This is a genomic window from Bacillus sp. ABR (assembly GCF_056172715.1).
Genome location: NZ_JAOYSL010000005.1, coordinates 14,516 through 34,886 on the forward strand (window position 1 = coordinate 14,516; position 20,371 = coordinate 34,886).

Annotated in this window: 27 protein-coding genes, 1 tRNA gene and 1 riboswitch; of the genes, 12 read left to right on the forward strand and 16 right to left on the reverse strand. The window is 38.4% G+C overall.

Translation table 11 applies throughout. The annotated features are described in order from the left end of the window. Positions 1–38: 38 nt before the first annotated feature. Entirely contained in the window at positions 39–287 is a 249-nt protein-coding gene (locus OIT90_RS15475; protein ID WP_041085110.1) for a DUF2651 family protein, read from the forward strand. 42 nt (positions 288–329) lie between these two features. Here OIT90_RS15475 and OIT90_RS15480 read toward each other — a convergent pair whose 3' ends face one another. The 5 genes from OIT90_RS15480 to OIT90_RS15500 form a co-directional block, all read right to left on the reverse strand. After that, positions 330–1,160, reverse strand: coding sequence for an SMI1/KNR4 family protein (locus OIT90_RS15480; RefSeq protein WP_064498322.1), 831 nt, complete (start codon positions 1,158–1,160; stop codon positions 330–332). A gap of 109 nt (positions 1,161–1,269) precedes the next feature. Further along, on the reverse strand, positions 1,270–1,446 hold the full coding sequence (locus tag OIT90_RS15485; RefSeq protein ID WP_034621741.1) for a hypothetical protein: 177 nt from the start codon (positions 1,444–1,446) through the stop codon (positions 1,270–1,272). Then, entirely contained in the window at positions 1,436–2,554 is a 1,119-nt protein-coding gene (locus tag OIT90_RS15490) for a response regulator aspartate phosphatase (protein ID WP_064498321.1), read from the reverse strand. Before OIT90_RS15490 ends, OIT90_RS15485 begins: the two co-directional genes overlap by 11 nt. Before the next feature lie 188 nt (positions 2,555–2,742). Then, on the reverse strand, positions 2,743–3,402 hold the full coding sequence (catA, locus tag OIT90_RS15495; protein WP_064498320.1) for a type A chloramphenicol O-acetyltransferase: 660 nt from the start codon (positions 3,400–3,402) through the stop codon (positions 2,743–2,745). A gap of 239 nt (positions 3,403–3,641) precedes the next feature. After that, positions 3,642–3,962 carry a SunI/YnzG family protein gene (locus OIT90_RS15500; protein WP_064498319.1) on the reverse strand — a complete coding sequence of 107 codons (321 nt, stop codon included), beginning with the start codon at positions 3,960–3,962 and terminating at the stop codon, positions 3,642–3,644. Between the two features lie 331 nt (positions 3,963–4,293). Here OIT90_RS15500 and OIT90_RS15505 point away from each other — a divergent pair, with 331 nt between their 5' ends. Continuing rightward, on the forward strand, positions 4,294–4,482 hold the full coding sequence (locus OIT90_RS15505; protein WP_059377832.1) for a hypothetical protein: 189 nt from the start codon (positions 4,294–4,296) through the stop codon (positions 4,480–4,482). Positions 4,483–4,722: 240 nt separating this feature from the next. Here OIT90_RS15505 and hag read toward each other — a convergent pair whose 3' ends face one another. Further along, positions 4,723–5,694 (reverse strand): flagellin Hag, encoded by a 972-nt coding sequence (gene hag, locus OIT90_RS15510; protein ID WP_058838866.1) that lies wholly within the window; start codon positions 5,692–5,694, stop codon positions 4,723–4,725. A gap of 446 nt (positions 5,695–6,140) precedes the next feature. On the opposite strand from hag, the gene OIT90_RS15515 reads away from it, so the two are divergent. Together OIT90_RS15515 and OIT90_RS15520 are read left to right on the forward strand one after the other, a co-directional pair. Further along, the gene (locus OIT90_RS15515; protein WP_059377829.1) at positions 6,141–6,587 is read left to right on the forward strand and encodes a MarR family winged helix-turn-helix transcriptional regulator; all 447 of its coding nucleotides are present in this window, start codon (positions 6,141–6,143) and stop codon (positions 6,585–6,587) included. 32 nt (positions 6,588–6,619) lie between these two features. Beyond that, positions 6,620–7,561 carry an acetyl-CoA carboxylase carboxyltransferase subunit alpha gene (locus OIT90_RS15520; RefSeq protein ID WP_247544274.1) on the forward strand — a complete coding sequence of 314 codons (942 nt, stop codon included), beginning with the start codon at positions 6,620–6,622 and terminating at the stop codon, positions 7,559–7,561. A 543-nt stretch (positions 7,562–8,104) separates the two neighbouring features. Here OIT90_RS15520 and OIT90_RS15525 read toward each other — a convergent pair. Beyond that, positions 8,105–8,524 carry a MarR family winged helix-turn-helix transcriptional regulator gene (locus OIT90_RS15525; RefSeq protein ID WP_039177869.1) on the reverse strand — a complete coding sequence of 140 codons (420 nt, stop codon included), beginning with the start codon at positions 8,522–8,524 and terminating at the stop codon, positions 8,105–8,107. A gap of 112 nt (positions 8,525–8,636) precedes the next feature. Between OIT90_RS15525 and OIT90_RS15530 the strand changes: the two genes are divergently transcribed. Beyond that, the gene (locus OIT90_RS15530; protein WP_126681994.1) at positions 8,637–9,623 is read left to right on the forward strand and encodes a YhdH/YhfP family quinone oxidoreductase; all 987 of its coding nucleotides are present in this window, start codon (positions 8,637–8,639) and stop codon (positions 9,621–9,623) included. A 256-nt stretch (positions 9,624–9,879) separates the two neighbouring features. Here OIT90_RS15530 and OIT90_RS15535 read toward each other — a convergent pair. The 3 genes from OIT90_RS15535 to OIT90_RS15545 form a co-directional block, all read right to left on the reverse strand. Further along, positions 9,880–9,952, reverse strand: a tRNA-Val gene (locus OIT90_RS15535). A gap of 132 nt (positions 9,953–10,084) precedes the next feature. Continuing rightward, positions 10,085–11,263: a cystathionine beta-lyase gene (gene metC, locus OIT90_RS15540; protein ID WP_039177864.1), complete on the reverse strand. Its 1,179-nt coding sequence runs from the start codon at positions 11,261–11,263 to the stop codon at positions 10,085–10,087. After that, a complete protein-coding gene (locus OIT90_RS15545; protein WP_039177862.1) occupies positions 11,260–12,378 on the reverse strand; it encodes a methionine biosynthesis PLP-dependent protein in 1,119 nt (372 codons plus the stop codon). The genes metC and OIT90_RS15545 overlap by 4 nt, the downstream gene beginning before the upstream one ends. A 78-nt stretch (positions 12,379–12,456) precedes the next feature. Further along, a riboswitch (SAM riboswitch) is annotated at positions 12,457–12,578 on the reverse strand. Positions 12,579–12,799: 221 nt separating this feature from the next. Between OIT90_RS15545 and OIT90_RS15550 the strand changes: the two genes are divergently transcribed. Genes OIT90_RS15550 through OIT90_RS15560 form a run of 3 tightly spaced genes read left to right on the forward strand, consistent with a single transcriptional unit; the run spans position 12,800 to position 14,549 of the window. Next, positions 12,800–13,540 (forward strand): alpha/beta hydrolase, encoded by a 741-nt coding sequence (locus OIT90_RS15550; RefSeq protein ID WP_039177861.1) that lies wholly within the window; start codon positions 12,800–12,802, stop codon positions 13,538–13,540. 52 nt (positions 13,541–13,592) lie between these two features. Beyond that, the gene (locus OIT90_RS15555; protein ID WP_039177859.1) at positions 13,593–14,108 is read left to right on the forward strand and encodes a YjcG family protein; all 516 of its coding nucleotides are present in this window, start codon (positions 13,593–13,595) and stop codon (positions 14,106–14,108) included. A gap of 6 nt (positions 14,109–14,114) precedes the next feature. After that, the gene (locus tag OIT90_RS15560) at positions 14,115–14,549 is read left to right on the forward strand and encodes a GNAT family N-acetyltransferase (RefSeq protein ID WP_039177857.1); all 435 of its coding nucleotides are present in this window, start codon (positions 14,115–14,117) and stop codon (positions 14,547–14,549) included. A gap of 82 nt (positions 14,550–14,631) precedes the next feature. Here OIT90_RS15560 and OIT90_RS15565 read toward each other — a convergent pair whose 3' ends face one another. Beyond that, positions 14,632–14,889: a hypothetical protein gene (locus OIT90_RS15565; RefSeq protein ID WP_003210759.1), complete on the reverse strand. Its 258-nt coding sequence runs from the start codon at positions 14,887–14,889 to the stop codon at positions 14,632–14,634. Between the two features lie 126 nt (positions 14,890–15,015). Between OIT90_RS15565 and OIT90_RS15570 the strand changes: the two genes are divergently transcribed. Beyond that, positions 15,016–17,328: a UvrD-helicase domain-containing protein gene (locus OIT90_RS15570; protein ID WP_126682001.1), complete on the forward strand. Its 2,313-nt coding sequence runs from the start codon at positions 15,016–15,018 to the stop codon at positions 17,326–17,328. 16 nt (positions 17,329–17,344) lie between these two features. Here OIT90_RS15570 and spoVIF read toward each other — a convergent pair whose 3' ends face one another. From spoVIF to OIT90_RS15595, 5 genes are all read right to left on the reverse strand, one after another. Further along, the gene (spoVIF, locus tag OIT90_RS15575; protein WP_008348417.1) at positions 17,345–17,602 is read right to left on the reverse strand and encodes a sporulation-specific transcription regulator SpoVIF; all 258 of its coding nucleotides are present in this window, start codon (positions 17,600–17,602) and stop codon (positions 17,345–17,347) included. 138 nt (positions 17,603–17,740) lie between these two features. After that, positions 17,741–17,878, reverse strand: coding sequence for a YjcZ family sporulation protein (locus OIT90_RS15580; protein ID WP_024426457.1), 138 nt, complete (start codon positions 17,876–17,878; stop codon positions 17,741–17,743). 84 nt (positions 17,879–17,962) lie between these two features. After that, the gene (locus tag OIT90_RS15585) at positions 17,963–18,184 is read right to left on the reverse strand and encodes a hypothetical protein (RefSeq protein WP_025093421.1); all 222 of its coding nucleotides are present in this window, start codon (positions 18,182–18,184) and stop codon (positions 17,963–17,965) included. A gap of 90 nt (positions 18,185–18,274) precedes the next feature. Continuing rightward, entirely contained in the window at positions 18,275–18,403 is a 129-nt protein-coding gene (locus OIT90_RS15590; protein WP_254967544.1) for a hypothetical protein, read from the reverse strand. A 71-nt stretch (positions 18,404–18,474) separates the two neighbouring features. Continuing rightward, the gene (locus tag OIT90_RS15595; RefSeq protein WP_039177852.1) at positions 18,475–18,825 is read right to left on the reverse strand and encodes a DUF1360 domain-containing protein; all 351 of its coding nucleotides are present in this window, start codon (positions 18,823–18,825) and stop codon (positions 18,475–18,477) included. A gap of 167 nt (positions 18,826–18,992) precedes the next feature. Here OIT90_RS15595 and OIT90_RS15600 point away from each other — a divergent pair, with 167 nt between their 5' ends. The 3 genes from OIT90_RS15600 (at position 18,993) to OIT90_RS15610 (ending at position 20,360) form a co-directional block, all read left to right on the forward strand. Next, complete coding sequence (locus OIT90_RS15600) at positions 18,993–19,388, forward strand: spore coat protein (RefSeq protein WP_228279989.1); 396 nt, start codon at positions 18,993–18,995, stop codon at positions 19,386–19,388. Between the two features lie 44 nt (positions 19,389–19,432). Next, positions 19,433–19,768, forward strand: a complete 336-nt coding sequence (locus OIT90_RS15605; RefSeq protein WP_024425013.1) for a hypothetical protein — start codon at positions 19,433–19,435, stop codon at positions 19,766–19,768. An 88-nt stretch (positions 19,769–19,856) separates the two neighbouring features. After that, entirely contained in the window at positions 19,857–20,360 is a 504-nt protein-coding gene (locus OIT90_RS15610) for a spore coat protein (RefSeq protein WP_039177849.1), read from the forward strand. Positions 20,361–20,371 lie beyond the last annotated feature (11 nt).

Below are 20,371 nucleotides of genomic sequence, written 5' to 3' on the forward strand. Positions count from 1 at the left end.
AATCAAATGTAGCTAAGTTATTTAAAGGGAGAATTGGTATGACTCATTTAGAATTCGCATTCGGCTTGCTTCCAGTAAGTATAATCATCGCTTCTTTTATTGTCACATTGTTTGTACAAAAGGTTTATTTTATGCCAGTTGTGAGCTTTATCATTTTGCTCATCCTGACATTTACACTTTTTAATGTCTCTTTCTTAGGGTGGTCAGTTATTTACACTTTAGGCTCATTCATTGCTTCATATGTAGCATTATTCATCATGAAAACTTTAAATAAAAAGAGGTCTTAAACCACGTTTTAAAAGCCATTTTGAGGGGCTTTTATTCTTTCACTATCGTTTTTTCACTGGATGAATGTCTTCTCCCAAAAAAGCGGTATTAGACTCACCACTATTTTCTAGTAACTCAGCAATCTCTTGCAGCTCTTTATTGATACGGTCATTCCTAGGCATATCTGGATTTAACAAAAGGATGGAGTGAACAGTCGTGGCCGCTTCATACAAAACATTCTGATCTTTTATGTGTTTGATGCTTTGTTTCATGCGATCGAAAAACCATTCAATCTCTTCAATGTCTTCCATTGGATAATGTGCCATTTTAAAGAGGTTCTGCTGACGAAGGTCTTGTCTCTCAAATATTTGTTCAAGCTCTTCTTTACTGACATACAAATCCGAAGATTCCTCATCAATCTCTACAACCTCGATCATCGCATCTTCAGCTGTATATAATTGCTCAATAAATTCATCGAAACTATCTGCCAGCTTAAAATCTACTTCCATCTCTAAATCAAAATAGTGAATAGGCGGGTGTTCCTTCGTTTCTCGATAATCCATTGCGATCCATGTATCTTCCTCTCCGCTGATGATCACAAGCCCCTCCGGCAACTCCAATTCATCACTTAACTGAGGGCTAGTCATAATTCCATTACCTTTGGCGATTCCTCTTAGATGGTCAAATTGAACATGATCATCTGCCCATGAGTTCGGTTTTTCGGTTGGAAAAGCATTACGCACTGTAAAACCACCGTTCCAATCTAAAATGAGCTTTTTGTATGTAGCAGGTAAAGTGACACCAAGTGTCCCCTCTGCTTCACGAATTTTTTCCTCATCTACCTTTTCTAACGTGAAAGGACTCTCTTCTTTTTTCTCCCAGAATGATTTCAAAGTGGATACCTCCCTATATCTATTGAGGTTAGTATAACATTGACAAACTGTTCAATTGCTCATTCTACTTCATAAAAAAACAGACTATTAAAGTCTGTTTTAATCTTGTCTATACGTTTTCAGAGGTTGTATTTCGATCAATTATAGTCGTATTTCGATTTGATTTTTGTTGTTCCTCCATTGTTGTATTCCGAATTGATTTTGTTCCAATAATTTTCAAAGTTTCTGCTGTTGAAACACTTAACAATACAATGGATACAATGACTAGTAATTTTTTAATAATCATACAGACACTCTCCTTTTTGAATATCATTTTGAGCTTTAAGAGCCTTTCTATAATATTCGGCAGCTTTTTCAAAGTCCCCCTTTTTTTCAGAAGATAATCCGATACTTTGAGCAAATGCCTCGACATAGACATATAGTTGCTTTTCCTCAAAATAATCTAGCACTTCCTGAATTGCTTTCTCATTAGCATTTATATAAATCGCTTTTAAAGCTTTAAATAACATCAAACACAACGAATCATTCCTCTCTAAGGAGCACTTAAGACCATCTTCTACGAGTGAAGCGGCTTCTTCATGGTGACTAGACTTATACAACGACCAACTTAAACTAAATAGGGTGATTGGTTTTATATCAATACTTCGTGGTGTAATAATGTCTAAAACTTCTCTGTAGCGTATGATTGCTTCAGTGTACTTTTGTTGTCGATCATATGTATTCGCTATGTTCAATAGAATTTTAGCAATTAACATATTATCGGCGAGCTCTTCTGCTATAGAAAAAGCTGTATTTAGATGCTCTAATGACTTGTCATATCGCTTGAAATCATCATAATTTCCTGCAATAACAATCAAGCTTTGTATTTGGCGAACTTTATATTGTTCATGCTGCTTATAGATGTCTAAGGCCTTTATGATGTGATGGATAGAAACATGAGTTTGTTTCATAATATAGTAGGCTTCAGCTACCTTGAAGTGAAACTCCGCTTGCTCAATATCATCGACAACCAGTGCGAGCTGCCTTTCAGCGATCTTATAATATTGAATAGCCTGTATGTATTCTTTCTTACTAAACTCATACATTCCTCTAAAAAAAGCATTATAGTATTGCAACATACCAGAAAGTTGATGATTTGAATTTTCGATTTTATCAACCAAATCAGAAACAGAAGGTGATCGTTTTTCTGAAGGCTTAATATAATCAAGCATAAGCTGATGGCGAAAACACATTAGTTGATAGTAAATCAGTAAATCCTGGTCTTCTTCCATCCGTTCAATTTCTTGTTCTACCTCAGCTTTCAAAATCTCTGCATCGGGTACACTGAATTGCCGAATCATTTCATACCATTCATTAATTTTCACACCAACATGTGAAGAAATCACTTTCTCCATCCCTTATTCCCCTTCCACTAATTTCCCTTATATTACATTTATTATCACATGTAAGAGATGACAAAGCACCGAAAAGAAACCGCAAAAAGAACAGTTCATAACGTGACTTTACACATTTCTGCTCACAACAGAAAAAGCAGACTCTACTAAGTCTGCCTTTTTCTATCAAATGACTATACCTTTGAAAATTAAGTATACAATGAATCGCTTAACCACTCTTCACAATGTTCTATCAGCCATCTCAAATATTCCACATATTGACCGGCATGATAGCCGTCACAAACAGCATGATGTACTTGAATGGCGACTGGCAAGATGATTTTTTCTTCTTCCACCTTAAATTTGCCTAACGTAAATATCGGCAGTAAATAAGTTTCATCTGTAGATACATTAAGGTTAAAAGAAGTAAAATCAATCCAAGGCAGGCTTGAAATATTGAACATATTTTCTGGCATATGAGGTTTCGGAAATAGTTTGTTACTTTCGCTATAAGCTTCAATATCAGCTACACAGCTTTTATAAAACCGAGCAAAATTTTCGTCATAAGGCGTCCAAATACTTGAAAATGTCTTTGTTTCTTTATTTAGAATCGTATAACTAGGATGGAGAAGATCCCAGTGACCAAGTTCATCATTCACTAGATCCATCCGAAACTCCGGTATTTTTTGCACAGCCCTTGCTAACAAATAAATTTGCACAGGATATACTTTTAGCTTTTTTTCTTTTAATATTGAATGCAATTTCGTGATATCTAAATCGATAACTAGGCTATATGAGCATCGGGTTACCTTCATATAATGATGAAAGTGCTCTTTTCTCGGATAATTTTCATCTATTTTTTTAAACATTTTTTATCTCCTCCTGAATGTGATTTACTGTATTCAGGAGGAGACTTTATCTGTTTTCACCACCACAATCATCCTTTCAAGAGATATATTATGTTTCAGTCTATCACTTAGCCTACGATAAAACCTTCAACAACTCTTCGTAAGTCAGCTTGGCTGAAGTATTGAAGTATTCATATTAGTATATTTAAAGAAGAGGAACTCGAATAAAAAAGCACCTTATATCGTAGAAGGTACTTATCTTATATAGCACTAGCTTTTTTATAATTTTGAAGAAAATGATGACCTTCATTTAAAAAAACTAGAAAACGCTTATTCATAGTTTCAATAACGATTCTATCTGGTTGACCATATGGAGCACCAATTCTATAATCAATATTATCTTCAACTCCATACTTGTCCGACTCTTTAATACTAACGATTTGATCAATTGGTATTTCTGTTTTAGATAAACCAAATTTTAAGACTAAGTATTTTTCACCAAAACTGTAACGGGTTTTTAGGAAAACAGTAAATATAAAGAAAAGTGCTAATAAAAAGATTAACATAATTACATATTCCATAGAATCACTCTTTCTTATACTTTTATCTAATTTTACCATGTTTTTCACTTTTTAAAACCAACAACTTTAAGAGAAGTATTATATACGTTTAAATTCACCCTAGTAAGGCAAGTTCTATGAAGTGCTGTTTATACATTTGTATAAGTTAACTGCGATTCCCCCTCCTCTATATTGGAAAGAATGACTGAGATACTTCTCACTATTTTACCAATGTAAAACTTATAAAAAAGCATCTATATATGTTCATCTTACTTTTAGTAAAGAAATCAATTGTTTTAGTTTGTTGCGAACGACCTTTGTTCGTGTAATTCCTCAAGGAGGTGCTCGGCTAGTGACACAGGAAAATAAGGCATCCAAAGGTTTGTTAATTACTTTACCCGCCGCTATTATCGCTATTGTGTTGATTTTAGGAAAAATTGATACACCTGTAACAAATATTTTATTTTATGTAGTAGCTTTTGGTGTAATGGGTTTAACTGTTTCAAGCTTAATAAAAGACTACAAAAAAAAGAAAGATTGATTACTTGTCAGGGAGCTGCTTTATGTAGCTCCCTGTTTGTTAAAAACAGGATAATGACTAACACTGAGAAATACAAAAGCCACTCTCGAATATTTGGTTAGTTGGATAGTATTATTATTTGTCGTATTCATTGGCGTTGAAGCGTCTTTTAGAACGATTTTTAGAACGATCTATAAAATAAGACATCTAAGCGAATAAAGACAAACAAAAAAGCCCCTTTATATAGGGGCTTTTGGTTTATTAACGTAATAATTGAAGTACGTTTTGTGGCTGTTGATTCGCTTGTGCAAGCATTGCTTGAGACGCTTGAGAAAGAATGTTGTTCTTAGTGAACTCACTCATTTCTTTTGCCATGTCAACGTCACGGATACGAGACTCAGCAGCCGTTAAGTTTTCAGAAGATGCACCAAGGTTGTTGATTGTGTGCTCTAGACGATTTTGAACTGCACCAAGTTTAGCACGTTGTGCAGAAACTTGTTTAATAGCTCCATCAACGATTGCTAACTGATCATCAAATCCACCATCGTCATCAGCTGCAATTGTTTCAAATTTAGATACATCGATATCTTTAACAGACTTACCTGTCTCAACTGCACCATCTGCGTCTGTAACGCCTAAAGCAGCAGCGCTCATATCTTGAATGTTGACTTTAATTTGTTGTGTAGCATTTGCACCAATTTGGAATACTAAAGCATCACCAGGAGTTGCTGGGACTGCAGGTGTACCTGTACTTGGATCATCTGGATCTGTCGGCGGAGTTGCTGGTGTGCCAGGTGTACCTACTCCATTAAACGTACCATTTAATAATTTTTTTCCGTTAAACTCAGTACGATTAGAAATACCATCGACCTCTTCAACAAGCGCTGTGATCTCATCTTTAATTGCAGCTAAGTCTTCACCTTGCTGTGTACCAGTATTTCCAGCTTGAACGACTAGTTCACGAACACGTTGAAGGATGGAGTGAGTTTCAGTCAATGCACCTTCAGCTGTTTGGATAAGAGAGATACCGTCTTGTGCGTTTTTAGACGCCATTTCTAATCCTCGGATTTGTCCACGCATTTTTTCAGAGATTGCAAGACCTGCTGCGTCATCTCCTGCACGGTTGATTTTAAGACCAGAAGAAAGTTTCTCCATGTTCTTTTGGCTTGCACCATTGTTTGCTGATAAACGGTTTAATGTGTTAAGTGCTGCGATATTGTGGTTAATTCTCATTTCCTATTACCTCCGTGTAATTTTTTTTAGAGAGCTTATCTGTAAAGTCCATTTAGATGAAAGCTCTTCCTTAGAATTTTCGATTTCTAAGGCATGTGTATAGTAGTAACGCAGAGCACCTTTTGGCTCTCTTACTTACTACCGTATGTAACATCAGTTATGGCAATAATCATGAAACCTCCTTCTATTCATTCAAAATGATTAGTCTTGTCACTTTTACGAGACTAGATACCCGCCATAACAATGAGTATTATGTTACCTACTATAGACTGAACTTCCATATATTTTAGTTTGTGGAATTTGTTAAATTCACAAATTAGACACATTTAACAAGAAGAAATATCTCGTCCATGTTGTCATATTGGCTTATGTTAAGCTTGTGAAAAAATCATATTGATGTATAATACAATTGATGTATGATGCATGAATTGTAGGAGGTTGACCTTTTGAAAAGAGAAGATGCCTTAAAACTAAGAACAGATATTAAGAAAATGATTATATTAACTGGGGTTTTCGAATCTCAAAATTTGCCGAATGGACCATTTGAAAAACCTCTACCAACTTCTCAAATGATGGCGTTAGAGGAACTAGAGATGGAAAAACTAACTGTTTGGCAACTATCCAATAAACTTAGATTAGAGACTTCAACTGTAAGTAGGTTGGTAGATAAGTTAGTAAAAATGGGGCTTGTTTATCGTGAAGTAAATGAAAAAAATAGAAGAGAACTTTTTCTGCACCTCACAGAAAAAGGGCACATTACTGTTAATCGCTTAAGAGAACAATCCCTTACATTTTATCAACGTATCCTTAATAATTTATCAGAATCAGAACAAAAAATAGTTGTGGATGGTTTTGAATTATTTAATGATTCTATTTCTAAGTCTTTTGATTAGAGTGAGGTAAATCATAACCTTTGGAGGATAAAATGAGTTTGGATTTTGAACGTCCTATTATTGAACTAAAAGAGAAATTTGATGAATTAAAGAAAATGATGAAAGAAAATAATGTAGATTTATCGTCAGAAATTCATTTATTAGAAAAACGTTTAAATAAAATGCAAGATGAAGTTTATTCTAATCTTACAGCTTTTCAACGAGTTCAAATTGCAAGGCTACGTAACCGGCCCACGACATTGGATTATATACCTTTATTGTTTACAAACTTTTTCGAACTTCATGGTGATCGATTATATGGTGATGATAAAGCAATGATAGGTGGTATTGCAAAATTTAAAGGAATGCCCGTTACGGTTATAGGTCATCAAAGAGGTAGAAGTACAAAGGAAAATATAGAAAGAAATTTTGGAATGGCCCATCCAGAAGGATATAGAAAAGCGCTAAGACTTATGAAACAAGCTGATAAATTTAATCGCCCTATTATTACATTTATTGATACAATAGGCGCCTATCCAGGGAAAGGGTCTGAAGAACGTGGAATTTCTGAAGCGATAGCTCGAAATCTATTGGAAATGGCTACACTTAAAGTGCCAATTGTTTGTATTGTAATTGGAGAGGCATCAAGTGGTGGAGCTCTTGGCATTAGTGTCGGTAACCATATCCATATGTTAGAGTATTCATGGTACTCAGTAATTTCGCCAGAAGGAGCAGCATCTATCCTATGGAAGGACGCTAAGTATGCTCCAGAAGCTGCGGAACATATGAAAATTTCAGCAAAAGATTTAAAGCATTTAGGAATTATTGATGAAATCATCCCTGAAATGAAAGGTGGAGCACAAAATGATATCAAATCACAGGCAAAAATGATTGAATCTGTCATCGAATCATCTCTAAAAAAATTGATACCATTATCCTCAGAAGAGCTTATCAAACAGAGATATGAAAGGTATAGACAAATAGAAAATATGTAAAGTCCGTATTACATTTAGGAGGATTCTTACAAGATAGTTCTAAATATTTTGTAAGTAACCTCTTAAACTGAATATGCTGATACTATTAAAAGATGTGTGATCGGTATGAAAAAGGATTTCTTCCATCAATACTTTTTCTGAAGGTCCTCAAATAATTCCTCATAAAAAAACAGACCCTGCATGGTCTGTTTTCATTTTGCCTATATGTTTTGAGATTCTCCATCTCTCAGTCGCGGAGCCATATCTAAAGCAAAATAAGTCAAAATGCCAGCGCATCCGGCGCGTTTGAACGACATTAATAATTCTTCATTACAACATTTACATCAAGCCAACCATTCTGAATAGCTGCCATCAACATTGAATCTTCTCCACTGAAGAAAGAATTTTGTCCATTCCTTACCTAATTTCCATAAAAAACTTAATATTATATTTATTATCACATCCAAGGATTTACAAAGCACCGAAAAGAAACTGAAAAAAGCTCCTGTAAAGGAGCCTTGTGATAGTTATCGATTTAATATGAAACTTGTTTATAAAAGTACATCATTGAAAATTATTTATAATGGTACTTAATGCTTTCTTTAGTACAACCTTATCATCATTTGACAAGTTTTGAAGCGCTGTCTTGTTCAGCTCAATTGTTGCTGCTTCAACTTGATCTCTAATGACTAAAGATTTTTGAGTAGCCTCTACTAATATATTTCTTCGATTGTTTGGATCTATTGTGCGTTCAATTAAGTCAGCTTTTTGCATTTTATCTAATATTCCAGAAACGGTTGAGGCTTCTAAATATACAAGTTCTCCAATTTGTTTAGGAGATAACTGACCCTCTCTCCATAGACAGTTCAACACACCATATTGAGCGGGTGTCAAATCACTTTCCTCTAAAAGTTTACTAAAGTACTTGAACACTTTATTTTGACTAACACTTAGTAAAAAATTTATGCACTCTGATAATTCCATTTTATCTCCCCCACATTGACTTCACCTATAATATCATGGTAGTTTTTTAATTGAAATACTTTTGGAACAGAAATATTTTGTTGTAATATATTTTTAGAGAGGAAGATACACAATGGATTCATTTAAAGCGATTCTAGTTACAGAAAAAAATGATCAAGTTAGTTATGATCTTCAAAATGTAAGTGTTAATGATTTATCTGAAGGAGAAGTATTAATTAAAGTAGCATATTCTTCAATCAATTATAAAGATATGCTGGCTGTTCAAAAAAATGGAGGTGTTATTCGTAACTATCCAATGATTCCTGGAATTGATCTAAGTGGGACTATCGTTCATACAACAGATCATCGTTTCGTAGAGGGTCAACAAGTGATTGTCACAGGTTTCGCTATGGGCATGAGCCACACTGGAGGTTTTTCTGAATATGCTAGAGTACCTGCGGATTGGATTGTTCCTTTGCCAAATAACTTGACTTTAAAAGAAGCAATGATTTTTGGAACAGCAGGCTTTACCGCAGCTCTTTCTATCATGGCTTTACAGGAAAATGGTATGAGTACGAAAAATCAACCTAATATACTCGTTACAGGGTCAACTGGTGGAGTTGGTAGCATTGCTATACAATTATTATCTAAAATTGGGTACAACAATATTTTTGCTTTAGTGCGTAAAGATAATCAAGTTGATATAGCAAAATCTTTAGGAGCAACTGATGTCATTTTTGCAAACGAATTAGGAGAGCTAAAAAAACCATTAAACAAGCAAAAATTTGACTTCGTCTTAGATACCGTAGGAGGAGATGTGGCTTCTGTGATCATTCCTCAAATTTCTTATGGTGGAAGCATGAGCATGTGCGGGAATGCAGGCGGAATTAAATTAACAACAACTGTGTTACCTTTTATTCTAAGAGGGATCAACCTTCTAGGGATTGATTCTGTAAATGTACCAATCAATAAACGCAAAGTAATTTGGAACGAGATAGCAAACGAATGGAATATCTCCCAAACGACTCTAGTCAATGAGATTACGCTCGATACGTTACCTGAAAAAATTGAAGCCATTAAAAATGGCCAACATTTAGGAAGAACCATTATTAAATATTAAGATAAACGAACTTTATTTATTTAAATTACACCAGACAAATATTGAATGTATTGATGCAGATACCCCATCCCAAACAGGTGGGGTACATCTATTCAAAAAAGAGCAGGACATGCTAGTGCTAAAATACCCTCAGATATTTATCATCATGTCACAAACAAATTAGAATTTAACACCGCAGAACACTTTAATCGTTTTAACCTAAAAAGAAACAATCTGCAAAAAACAAAAAACCCTTGCTACGCAAGGGTTTCAACGATGATTCCGACTGGGCTCGAACCAGCGACCTCTACCCTGTCAAGGTAGCGCTCTCCCAGCTGAGCTACGGAATCGGGTTATGTATCAGTTCTGGGCTTTCTGTTACTGACAGTCTCTATTATATAACCATAATAATAAAGCGTCAATGGTTTTGTTTAAAAAAGATCAAAAAGCCGGCGGCTGTGCCGGCTTTTTTCTCTCCTTCTTTATGATTGGTTCACAAGAACAGGCTTTAGTTGATCCAGTGCTTGTTTGAAGTCACGTTTGAGGTCTTCTCCGTTTTCAACTCCGACACTTAAACGAAGCAGCCCATCTGTAATCCCTCTTTTTTCTCTTTCTTCTTTTGGCATAGCTGCATGTGACATTTTGGCTGGATATGACAAAATCGATTCGACGGCGCCGAGGCTGACGGCGAATACAGGTAATGTGACGGCATCCACCAATTCTTTGACTGCCGCTTGGTTTTCTAGTTCAAATGAGAGAACAGCCCCTGCTCCGCTTGCCTGCTTTCGCTGAATATCTGCACCCGGGTGATCATCTAAGCCTGGGTAGTATACTTTTTTGACCGCAGGATGTTCTTTAAGAAATGAAGCTAGCTCGAAGGCCGTTTGACTAGCTTTTTCTAATCTGACCTGAAGGGTTTTTAACCCTCTTAAAACGAGCCAGCAATCCTGCACGCCAAGGACCGCACCGAAGGAGTTTTGCAGTGAATAGAGTTCCTCTCCCAGCTTCTCATCTTTTACCACGGCTAAGCCTGACAGCACATCACTGTGGCCGCTTAAAAATTTCGTTGCGCTGTGCAGAACAACATCCACACCAAGGTCCAGCGGACGCTGAAGCGCAGGCGTTAAAAACGTATTATCTAAGAATGTCAAACAGTCATGCTCTTTCGCAATCTGTACGACACCTTCAATATCTGTAATGCCTAGTGTTGGATTTGACGGTGTTTCCATGTAAATGACCTTTGTATTCGATTGAATGCCTCTTTTGACTTCATTCAAATCCGTCATATCCACGAAGGTATGCTCAATTCCAAATCTCGACAGAACTTGGGTGATCATTCGGAAAGTCCCGCCGTACACATCTCTTGTGACAAGGACGTGATCTCCCTTTGATAATAGAAGAAAAGCGGTTGAAATAGCAGCCATGCCTGATGCAAAGGCAAGCCCTCTCGTTCCTCCTTCCAGCGCCGCAATCGTATCCTCTAATGCTTGACGTGTAGGAGTTCCCGATCTCGAGTAGTCATATTGGCCAAATTCATCGAAGCTGCTTTGATGAAAGGTGGATGCATGCTGAATCGGTACACTGACTGCACCTGTTGAACGGTCTGTTTTAAACGCATTATGAACGAGTTGTGTTTCGAGTGTCCAATCATGTGTGGTCATTTGGCGTGTACCTCCTCTTTTACTTGTGATAGTGCCTGTTTCAGGTCTGCTTTCAGGTCATCTACATGCTCGATGCCAACAGAGAAACGGAGCAGCTTGTTACATACACCGTTTGCAATGCGAATTTCTTCTGGGATATCCATGTGCGTTTGCGTTGCAGGATACGTAATGAAGCTTTCGACTCCGCCAAGGCTTTCAGCAAAACAAATCGTTTTTAGCTGCTTTAAAAATGGATTGACCCAGTCCTCTTTAGCTACTCGAAATGACAGCATGCCTCCCTTTCCTGGATAAAGCACATCTTGAATTTCTGGCTGTTTCTTTAAAAACTCAGCCAGCTCCTTCGCATTTGCCTCGTGCTGGCGCATTCTAAGAGCCAGTGTTTTCATTCCTCTCATTAAAAGCCATGAGTCAAATGGTGATAGAACCGCTCCAATCGCGTTTTGATGCTGGAACATGTCTTCAGACAGCTGCTCTCCTTTTGTCACGACAAGCCCTGCAAGAACATCATTATGTCCGCCTAAATATTTGGTTGCGCTATGAATGACAATGTCCGCTCCAAGCGTAATCGGCTTTTGCAAGACTGGTGTGTAAAAAGTATTATCGACAATCACCAAAGCGCCATGTTCTTTTGCAATCTTCGCTATTTTTTGAATATCTGCTTCCTGCATCAGTGGATTTGTCGGTGTTTCAATAAAGACCGCTTTTGTGTTTGGCGTGATTTTAGAGCGTAAACAGTCTTCATCTGCAAAATCATCATAAAGAAAACGTAAGCCGTACTTTTTCCATTCGTTTTCAAACAAACGGTATGTACCGCCATATAGGTCTGATGAGACGATGAGTTCATCTCCGCTTTCAAATAGAGCCATGATCGTTTGAATCGCAGCCATTCCCGAACTGAAGGCAAAACCGGCCGTCCCTTCTTCGAGTGAAGCAATTGCATCCTCTACGAGCTGTCTTGTTGGGTTTTTCGTTCGAATATAATCAAATCCTGTAGATTCCCCTATACCTCTATGTCTGTATGCTGTCGAAAGGTAAACGGGAGGACTGACAGTGCCAGTCACCTCTTCGCTACGGTTTCCAATCTGCGCTAATTTCGTTTCCACATGTTCTGTCATTTGACACCATCCTAAGTAAAAATCTGATTTCAAAACAGAAAACCCCTTCTTCATAAGAAGAAGGGGTTTAATCGCTTCCTCTTATCTTCCAAGCAAAAAAGCTGCTTGCTGGATTTAGCACCTTGGTACATCACATGTAGTGATGCATACCGGTTGCTGAGGTTTCAAAGGGCCAGTCCCTCCACCTCTCACGATAAGAATGTGTTGTCTGTCTGTTCTAATTCTTAATACTGTAACCCATTAAATCTCATTTTTCAAGGGGAAATGTCATGATTAATTAAAATTTTCTGTATTTTATAACAGAATCGATGTTATACGGTTTGATTGCATGTTAGCATATAGGAACAACGCTGTTTTTCGTGTTACAATGAATGGAAACGTTTCACTTTATGATGAATTTGGTTAGCTGGAGGAATGGATTATGGTGAAGAAAACAGGAATCATTCAAGAAGAAACCTTACAGTCAAAAGAACTTGGGGCGGACATGACCATTTTGATCTATTTGCCAGTCAATTACTCCCCCCTTTATACATATCATGTCATCATTGCCCAGGATGGTCATGATTATTTCCGCCTAGGCAAAATAGGCAGACAGGCAGAAGAATTGATGCAGAACAAAGAAATGGAACGCTCGATTATCATTGGTGTCCCTTATGAAAATGTTACGGAAAGACGGAACACGTATCATCCAGACGGCACAAAGTTTGAAGCGTATAAACGCTTTTTAGCCAATGAACTGGTTCCTTATATTGATGAACACTATCCAACCTATCAAATTGGATCAGGACGTACGTTTATTGGTGATTCACTTGGTGCGACGATTTCCCTCATGACAGCCATTGATTATCCTTCTTTATTTGGCGGGCTGATTTTGCAGTCCCCTTACGTTGACGAGTCGGTTCTAGAAGCCGTCAAACAGTCGACAGCCCTTTCTCATTATGCGATTATCCATCAAATTGGGCTGGAGGAAACCGCTGTGAAAACAACAGATGGCCAGGTGCTTGATTTTGTTCAGCCGAATGATGATTTAAAGGCCCTTCTTGAACAATCTGGAGCGGATTATTTATTTGAGACATTCGAAGGGGATCATAAATGGACGTTTTGGCAGCCGCTCATTGCGCCTTCGTTAAAAAGAATGCTCCCATATTCGTTAATCAACTGAATTTTGTTATAATAAACAATAATAAATACTTTCTTATTCAGGAGGGAACATGATGAAATACGGAGTTGTTATATTTCCATCAAAAAAATTGCAAGATATTGCGAACTCTTACCGGAAGCGTTATGATCCGAACTATGCACTCATACCGCCTCATTTAACATTAAGAACACCTTTTGAATTAACCGATCTAGAAGCGGCTGAGGTCGTCTCAACGTTAAGAGATTATGCAAAAAATGCTTCTCCTATTACGTTACGTATTAAAAAATTCAGTTCATTCGCTCCTGTAAACAACGTCATTTATATGAAAGTAGAACCGAACGAGGACATCATGGCGCTCAATGAAAGATTGTACGCAGAGCCACTGGCTGGTACACCTGAATATGCCTTTGTTCCGCATGTCACAGTGGCTCAAAAACTATCAGATGATGAGCATTCAGACGTACTTGGCACATTAAAGCTGAGAAAGATTGACCATGAAGAAACAGTGGATCGCTTCCACCTTTTATATCAATTAGAAAACGGATCTTGGACCGTCTATGAAACATTTATTTTAGGAGAAGAGGGTTAAAGACATTTGAAAACAGTCATCGCAACAGAACAAACACAACGAGAAGATGCATATTACGTTCGAAAAGAAGTATTCGTCAAAGAACAAGAAGTTCCAGTAGAGATCGAAATAGATGAACTAGAGGACAAAGCCACCCATTTTGTCATTTACAATGATGACAAAAAGCCTCAGGCGGCCGCTAGACTGCGGATCATTGAGGGATCAAAGGCAAAGCTAGAAAGAATTTGTGTGTTAAAAGAGGCGCGCTCCTTCGGCCTTGGCCTCAAGCTATTAGAGGCGCTAGAAACAGAAGCAATTGCTAATGGAGCAAAAGAAGCGGTGATGCATGCCCAAGTCCATGCGCTTCCTTTCTACGAAAAGAAAGGCTACAAAGCGGTTTCTGAACCGTTTGAAGAAGCTGGAATCACCCATGTCAAAATGACAAAAACACTGTCTGTTTGACCAAAAGAAAAGCCAGAGCATTCAAAATGCCCTGGCTTTTTCTTTTTCATTATCGTTCGCCAATGGAAGAAAGCGCAATCATTTATATATACGTATTGATATGAACGCCTTTTCCTTCCTCCATAAACATATCTCGTACAAAGCGTTCCCGCTTTTTTTGCTGTACTTTCGTTTCCGCTTCTGTCACTAAGTCCTCTTTTTTCTCCAGCTCTCTGTAAATCTTGTCATGAAAGGTGCGAGTAACCTTTGTTACTTTCGCGTAGTCTTCTTTATCCTGAGGAGCTGGACGATTGATATATTGAAAATACAGATCCGGCTGAATCGGGGCTATATATCCCATCAAGAACGCCTCCTTTGCTTCTCTCTTACTCTACTATTCCCTAATTATGACTGTTTGAAACACGCCTCATTTGATATGATTAGATGTGTTTCATTTTAAGATTGATTGACTATTGGAGGACTAGCTTTGAAATGCGCACGACGACATGATCGAACGATCTCATTACATACGTATTCGAGAGAACATTATCAATTCCTCCATGACGAGGGAAAAAAAGGACAATTATTCTGCCCATATTGCGGACAACCGGTCTTTTTTAGATTAAATATACATGATGAACCTGCCTTTATTCATAAGCACATGTCTCAGCAAGAGATTTGTGAACAAGCTGAAGAACAAGCAGATCATAATCAAACGGCTGAACAGGAGGAAAAGGCTTCCTATAAAGAACTTGGCGGCTTCCGTTTTCCAACCGGCAAACAGATCATCTCGCAAACTAGCGAATCATATGACTGGCAGGAACCAAAGTCGATTCAATTTAGCGACGCCTTACATTTAGAAGAAAATGAACAAGTTCATACGATCGACCTCTTCCCGCATATCACCTTTAGCACACCGCAGCTTCAAGCTGTCACACATTTAGATGGTCCGATGCTTGTGCTGGCTGGTGCCGGCAGCGGGAAAACAAGAGTCCTGACGGCTAGAGCGGCTTATCTCATGTCCCATCATCATATTCCTGCTCACCATATTTTACTCGTAACTTTTACTACAAAAGCGAGCAGTGAGATGAAAGAAAGACTGCGCAAGCAATACCAGCTTCATCCTTCACAAGCCAGCCAAGTGGTGACAGGCACCTTCCACAGTCTTTTTTATAAAATGCTGCTTCACGATGACGCAAATAAATGGAACGGCCAGCATCTGATCAAGTTTGACTGGCAAAAGGAGCAATACATTCGAAAAGCCATAATGAATGAAGGACTTGATGAGAAAGACTACCCTACTGATCAAGTGCTGCAATCCATCGGCTATTGGAAAAATGCCTTTTTACCAGGTGAACTTCCTGATTTGAAGGATGAAAAGGAAAAACACATGTGGACGATCTATCAATCATATGAACAGCAAAAACGAGATCATCAGCAATTTGACTTTGATGATATGGCGATTGCCTGCTTACATATGCTGACAGAACAGCCTAAACTGTTAAAACGGTATCAAGAACGATTCCAGTATATTTTAGTGGATGAATTTCAGGATATTAATCCAGTGCAATATCGCTTGATTCAACTTTTAGCCGGAGAATCAGAGCAGTTATTTTGTGTAGGGGACGATGATCAAGCCATTTACGCATTTAGGGGTAGCAATCCTGCTTTCATCCTTGAATTCAAACAGGATTATCCTTCGGCTCAGATCGTCCATTTACATGCGAATTACCGCTCTCATCATACAATTGTCGCAAGTGCAGATGCGATTATTAAGAAAAATCAGCATCGTTATGAGAAGACGTTAAAAGCCGTTCGGGCGGAGAAAATTTCGCCGACGCTCTTTTATCCATATGATGAAGAAGAGGAAGCGACGATGATTGTCGCAGATATTCAGGAGAAAATTAAAAACGGCGCAAAGCCGAATGACTTCTGCGTGCTGTTTCGTACGAATACAGGCGGCCGTGCGATTTATGAACGACTGCATCAGTCGGCCATTCCGTATGAAACGGATGCTGGCGTTAAAGCCTTCTACAGCAGACGAATTGTTCGGGTACTCCTCGCCTTTCTTTCCTTAAGTCAGGATGCAGATGATGTGGCCGCCATGAAACAGCTGCTGCCGGTTTTCTTTTTAAAGCAGCAAACGCTGAATACACTAAAGGCACTGACTATCACAGAGGATTGTTCAATGGTAGATGCGCTCGGAAAGCTGACAGATATACAGCCGTTTCAACGGAAAAAGCTGCAATCAATCGTTCCTTTGTTCCGAACGTTACGAACATTAAAGCCATCGGACGCGGTGACATTTATTGAACAAAAGATGGGACTCGGTGATTACTTAAAAAAACGGGTGAACGATACGAATGTACTTGAAAAAGGGACAGATGATGTACGTGATGTGAAAACAGCTGCCAGACGCTTTGAAACGATTGAAGCCTTTCTCGCACATGCCGAACATATGAAATCTGCCGAAAAGGAAAAAACAGATGAACCCGGTGTTCAGCTCATGACGATCCACCGCGCAAAGGGTCTTGAATTCCAGACAGTATACATCACTTGTGTGGTCGACGGGGCACTGCCTCATGATTTCTCACTGGATGAACTCAGAAACGGTGATGAAGAAGCGCTGGAAGAAGAGCGCCGTTTATTATACGTGGCCATGACAAGAGCTGAACAATCTCTTTATCTGTCTGTTCCTTCATTTAGACGAGGCAAAACGGCTCATCGTTCTCGCTTTTTGTATCCTCTTCTAAAGAAAAACCGTGAATTATTTACAAAAAAACAACAGGCCCCCCTTTAAACGGAGAGCCTGTTGTTTATTTTTTGTTATTCATCATTTTAGCGATTGTATTGAAATCAAGCTTTTCTTTTCCACTAGTAATCGATTGAACGATTTTGTCTTCCATTTCTTTAGGTACACGTTTGTTCGCAAGCTGCGCTACTTTTTTAATGACACCTCGAACGGTATTCTCATCTTTAAAGTTGGCATTTTGCAAAGAACCTGCAAGTTTAAACACATCATTCATATTCACACCGGTTTTGTTTTCTACGCTTTTAAAGAATTTATTATCCATTCATTTGCCTCCTCTTTGTGGAGTAATCACCTTACTATATGAAAATAGGCGGGATATGTGCCTATCCTAAAACCTTGTTTGACCAAAGAGAAAGGAAAGCAAAAGGCTTCCCCCTTGCTTCCCTCACCTTCTTACTTTTTAGTAGTTAAAGAAAGAAGCACCAACGATGATTAGAAGGATGAAAAGCACGACAACAAGAACAAATGTTGATCCATATCCGCCGCCGTAGCCTCCACCGTAGCCGCCGCAAGAACCGCCACCGTAACCGTAACTCATATTTAAGCACCTCCTCTTCTCCCTTACAAAGTATGAAAAATGCAAGAAATGGTTTGGACGATCACATAAAAAAGTGCGGAATTTTTATTTCTGCTGTTTAAAGACGTAATCTGCCTCTGTATGACGCATCATGAATGCTTCTGTTTCTTTTGCAAAAGCCTCCATCTTCACGCCAAATGCTTTTAAGTGCTCCTCAAGATCATGCGCTTTATCCGATAGATCCATTTCAGCCTTTTCGTGCGCTTGTTCTTTCCCATCATGGGGTTTAGTGAACAAGGAACCGATTAATTGTTCGAATGCATCCATTCTGGTCACCCCTTCTCTCTTACATATGCACCACTCAAAAAAAGGGCAACAAAAAAACCGGATAAATCCGGCTTTTGTTTTTCTCTTCTATTATTGAGGTTTCTTTTTGTTTCCACAGCCGCAGCCAGTTTTCTTGATTTTTTTCGTATATACAGATTGTTGATTTGACTGCGCTGGATAACCTTGAAGCATATGTGACGGCGTTTCAGTTGGTTTCATCGCAACCCTTCCTTTCCTGTTCCATGATAGTATATGCATTTATTGAAAGCGTGTCTGATCAGAATGCCTGTTTATTTCACAAGCTTCGAGACGACCGCTTCAATGATGCCTGCTGCTGCGGCAATCGCTAATAGTAAATTAAGCCACATGCTGATGACAGGAAAAAGTATGTATATCAGAAGTAAGGCAGCAGTGCACCACATGCCAGTACACCAATAACAGCTTAACAGTTCTCCAACCCAGGACCGCAGTCCTTCCCCTTTAATGATGATATATGTTTCGACTTCACCTTGTTCATTTACCTCTTCCTGTTCTTCATGAAATAGACGGCGGAAAGGGGCAGTAATGGTATCAAACACAATCAGTCTCGTCAGTCTAAAGGATGCGAGGGCAAACACGACAAATGACAAAGCACCGCTCAGAAGCCTCCACCTCCTTCTTTCTTCTTTTTCCGTCCTTTCTTTATATATGCAAGAAAAAAGACTGTCATGATGAATCGAGTGGAAATAAAATTGGGTTGTACTTTTTCACACTTTCCGATTCCACCTTGAGTCGTTGCTGCATTAAATAATGTATAGATAAGAAAGGAGTGAAAGTATTGTCTATTGAAGAAAGTGCTGAAATATTATATACACAACTGTTAAACGAATTAATCAGCAATTATGATGATTTCATTGAGATCAAAGATTCGGAAAATGTCACAATTCATAAAACAGATGTAACAGCTGCACTCTCCCTTCAAGCGACCGTAACGACAATCATTACTCTTTTAATCCAAATTCTTGTACCAGACGATGAAGTGGCTGCTGACATCACAGATCAGCTTTTAGCTGTGCAACAAGTGGAAGTACAAAAGAAAACTGTGATTCAAATCATCAACTGCTATAACATTACGATTACATTATCAGATGCATCCATTATGAACTCCGTCCAAATTCTCACTCAAACATTGAATGTGCTCTTAGTTGAAGCCGGCATTCTTTGACCCTTTCTTTTTCTAACATGACGTATGAAAGAGGTGAAATCATCGTGGCTGAAGAGAACGAAAAAAAGGAATTTCAAATCAATACGGATATTGATCCATTAACAAGTCTTCTTGTCAGTGATGTGTTAAACAAAAACAATATCACTGATGATCAGAAAGCAAAAATTTCAGATGATCAAAGAAGAATGATTTTGAAATTAGTCGAGGACTTACAAAAGAAAGCAAATGATTTCGTAGAACAGCAGCAGGAGAAAAAAAGGCAGGCTGAGGCAGCAAAACAGCCAGAAGAAGTAGTGCCTGAACCAAAAGTACGTCCAAATCGAAATTCACTTCGAAATCGTATTCAGCAGCGTCGTAATGCTCAGCGTAATAACGATTAAATAAAAATGGGTTGCCTGCTAGGGTAAATGCCCGAGACAAAACAACGCATTCCAGCATTTAATAAAGTAAACGGAAGGAGGAATAGAAATGGATTCTAAACCATATTCTTGGGTCGCTCTAGATCGTAACTGTTCACACCACGGACACCACAGATACCACGAACACCACGACGATTGCAACTATGAAAGAAAAGCACTTTGTGACGATTATTATGATGACGAAGATGTCTTACAAGATTTGGATCAAGTAAGCTTCACAAAGCAGACATCTGAAGAGGTCATTATCGTTAGGGACTCTTGTGACATTAACGTATCTTCTGTCGATGCACAGGTTGCAGCATCTATCCAAGTAGCGATTCAAACAGCGATCATCACCATTACAAACATCTCAATCGCAGACGGTGATTTGGCAGACCGCGTCACGCAGGATCTCTTACAAGCTGCTACTCACAAACAAACAAACCGCCAAAAACTTGTCATCGAAAATTCAAGAAACGTTACAGTATCTACAATCGATGCGGACATCTCTATCGCAATCCAAACACTTACACAAACTCTTGTTGCGACAATCGTTGCAATCGGCATCCTCTAATGTCCAAAAGC

Excerpts from the sequence above, each read along its gene's own strand:
- OIT90_RS15610 (WP_039177849.1), top strand. The coding sequence starts at position 19,857 with ATGGATTCTAAACCATATTCTTGGGTCGCTCTAGATCGTAACTGTTCA.
- metC (WP_039177864.1), bottom strand. The coding sequence starts at position 11,263 with ATGACCACACATGATTGGACACTCGAAACACAACTCGTTCATAATGCG.
- OIT90_RS15530 (WP_126681994.1), top strand. The coding sequence starts at position 8,637 with ATGGATTCATTTAAAGCGATTCTAGTTACAGAAAAAAATGATCAAGTT.
- hag (WP_058838866.1), bottom strand. The coding sequence starts at position 5,694 with ATGAGAATTAACCACAATATCGCAGCACTTAACACATTAAACCGTTTA.
- catA (WP_064498320.1), bottom strand. The coding sequence starts at position 3,402 with ATGTTTAAAAAAATAGATGAAAATTATCCGAGAAAAGAGCACTTTCAT.
- OIT90_RS15520 (WP_247544274.1), top strand. The coding sequence starts at position 6,620 with ATGAGTTTGGATTTTGAACGTCCTATTATTGAACTAAAAGAGAAATTT.
- OIT90_RS15585 (WP_025093421.1), bottom strand. The coding sequence starts at position 18,184 with ATGGATGCATTCGAACAATTAATCGGTTCCTTGTTCACTAAACCCCAT.
- OIT90_RS15580 (WP_024426457.1), bottom strand. The coding sequence starts at position 17,878 with ATGAGTTACGGTTACGGTGGCGGTTCTTGCGGCGGCTACGGTGGAGGC.
- OIT90_RS15525 (WP_039177869.1), bottom strand. The coding sequence starts at position 8,524 with ATGGAATTATCAGAGTGCATAAATTTTTTACTAAGTGTTAGTCAAAAT.
- OIT90_RS15475 (WP_041085110.1), top strand. The coding sequence starts at position 39 with ATGACTCATTTAGAATTCGCATTCGGCTTGCTTCCAGTAAGTATAATC.
- OIT90_RS15550 (WP_039177861.1), top strand. The coding sequence starts at position 12,800 with ATGGTGAAGAAAACAGGAATCATTCAAGAAGAAACCTTACAGTCAAAA.
- OIT90_RS15500 (WP_064498319.1), bottom strand. The coding sequence starts at position 3,962 with ATGGAATATGTAATTATGTTAATCTTTTTATTAGCACTTTTCTTTATA.
- OIT90_RS15490 (WP_064498321.1), bottom strand. The coding sequence starts at position 2,554 with ATGGAGAAAGTGATTTCTTCACATGTTGGTGTGAAAATTAATGAATGG.
- OIT90_RS15545 (WP_039177862.1), bottom strand. The coding sequence starts at position 12,378 with ATGACAGAACATGTGGAAACGAAATTAGCGCAGATTGGAAACCGTAGC.
- spoVIF (WP_008348417.1), bottom strand. The coding sequence starts at position 17,602 with ATGGATAATAAATTCTTTAAAAGCGTAGAAAACAAAACCGGTGTGAAT.
- OIT90_RS15485 (WP_034621741.1), bottom strand. The coding sequence starts at position 1,446 with ATGATTATTAAAAAATTACTAGTCATTGTATCCATTGTATTGTTAAGT.
- OIT90_RS15555 (WP_039177859.1), top strand. The coding sequence starts at position 13,593 with ATGAAATACGGAGTTGTTATATTTCCATCAAAAAAATTGCAAGATATT.
- OIT90_RS15565 (WP_003210759.1), bottom strand. The coding sequence starts at position 14,889 with ATGGGATATATAGCCCCGATTCAGCCGGATCTGTATTTTCAATATATC.
- OIT90_RS15590 (WP_254967544.1), bottom strand. The coding sequence starts at position 18,403 with ATGAAACCAACTGAAACGCCGTCACATATGCTTCAAGGTTATCCAGCG.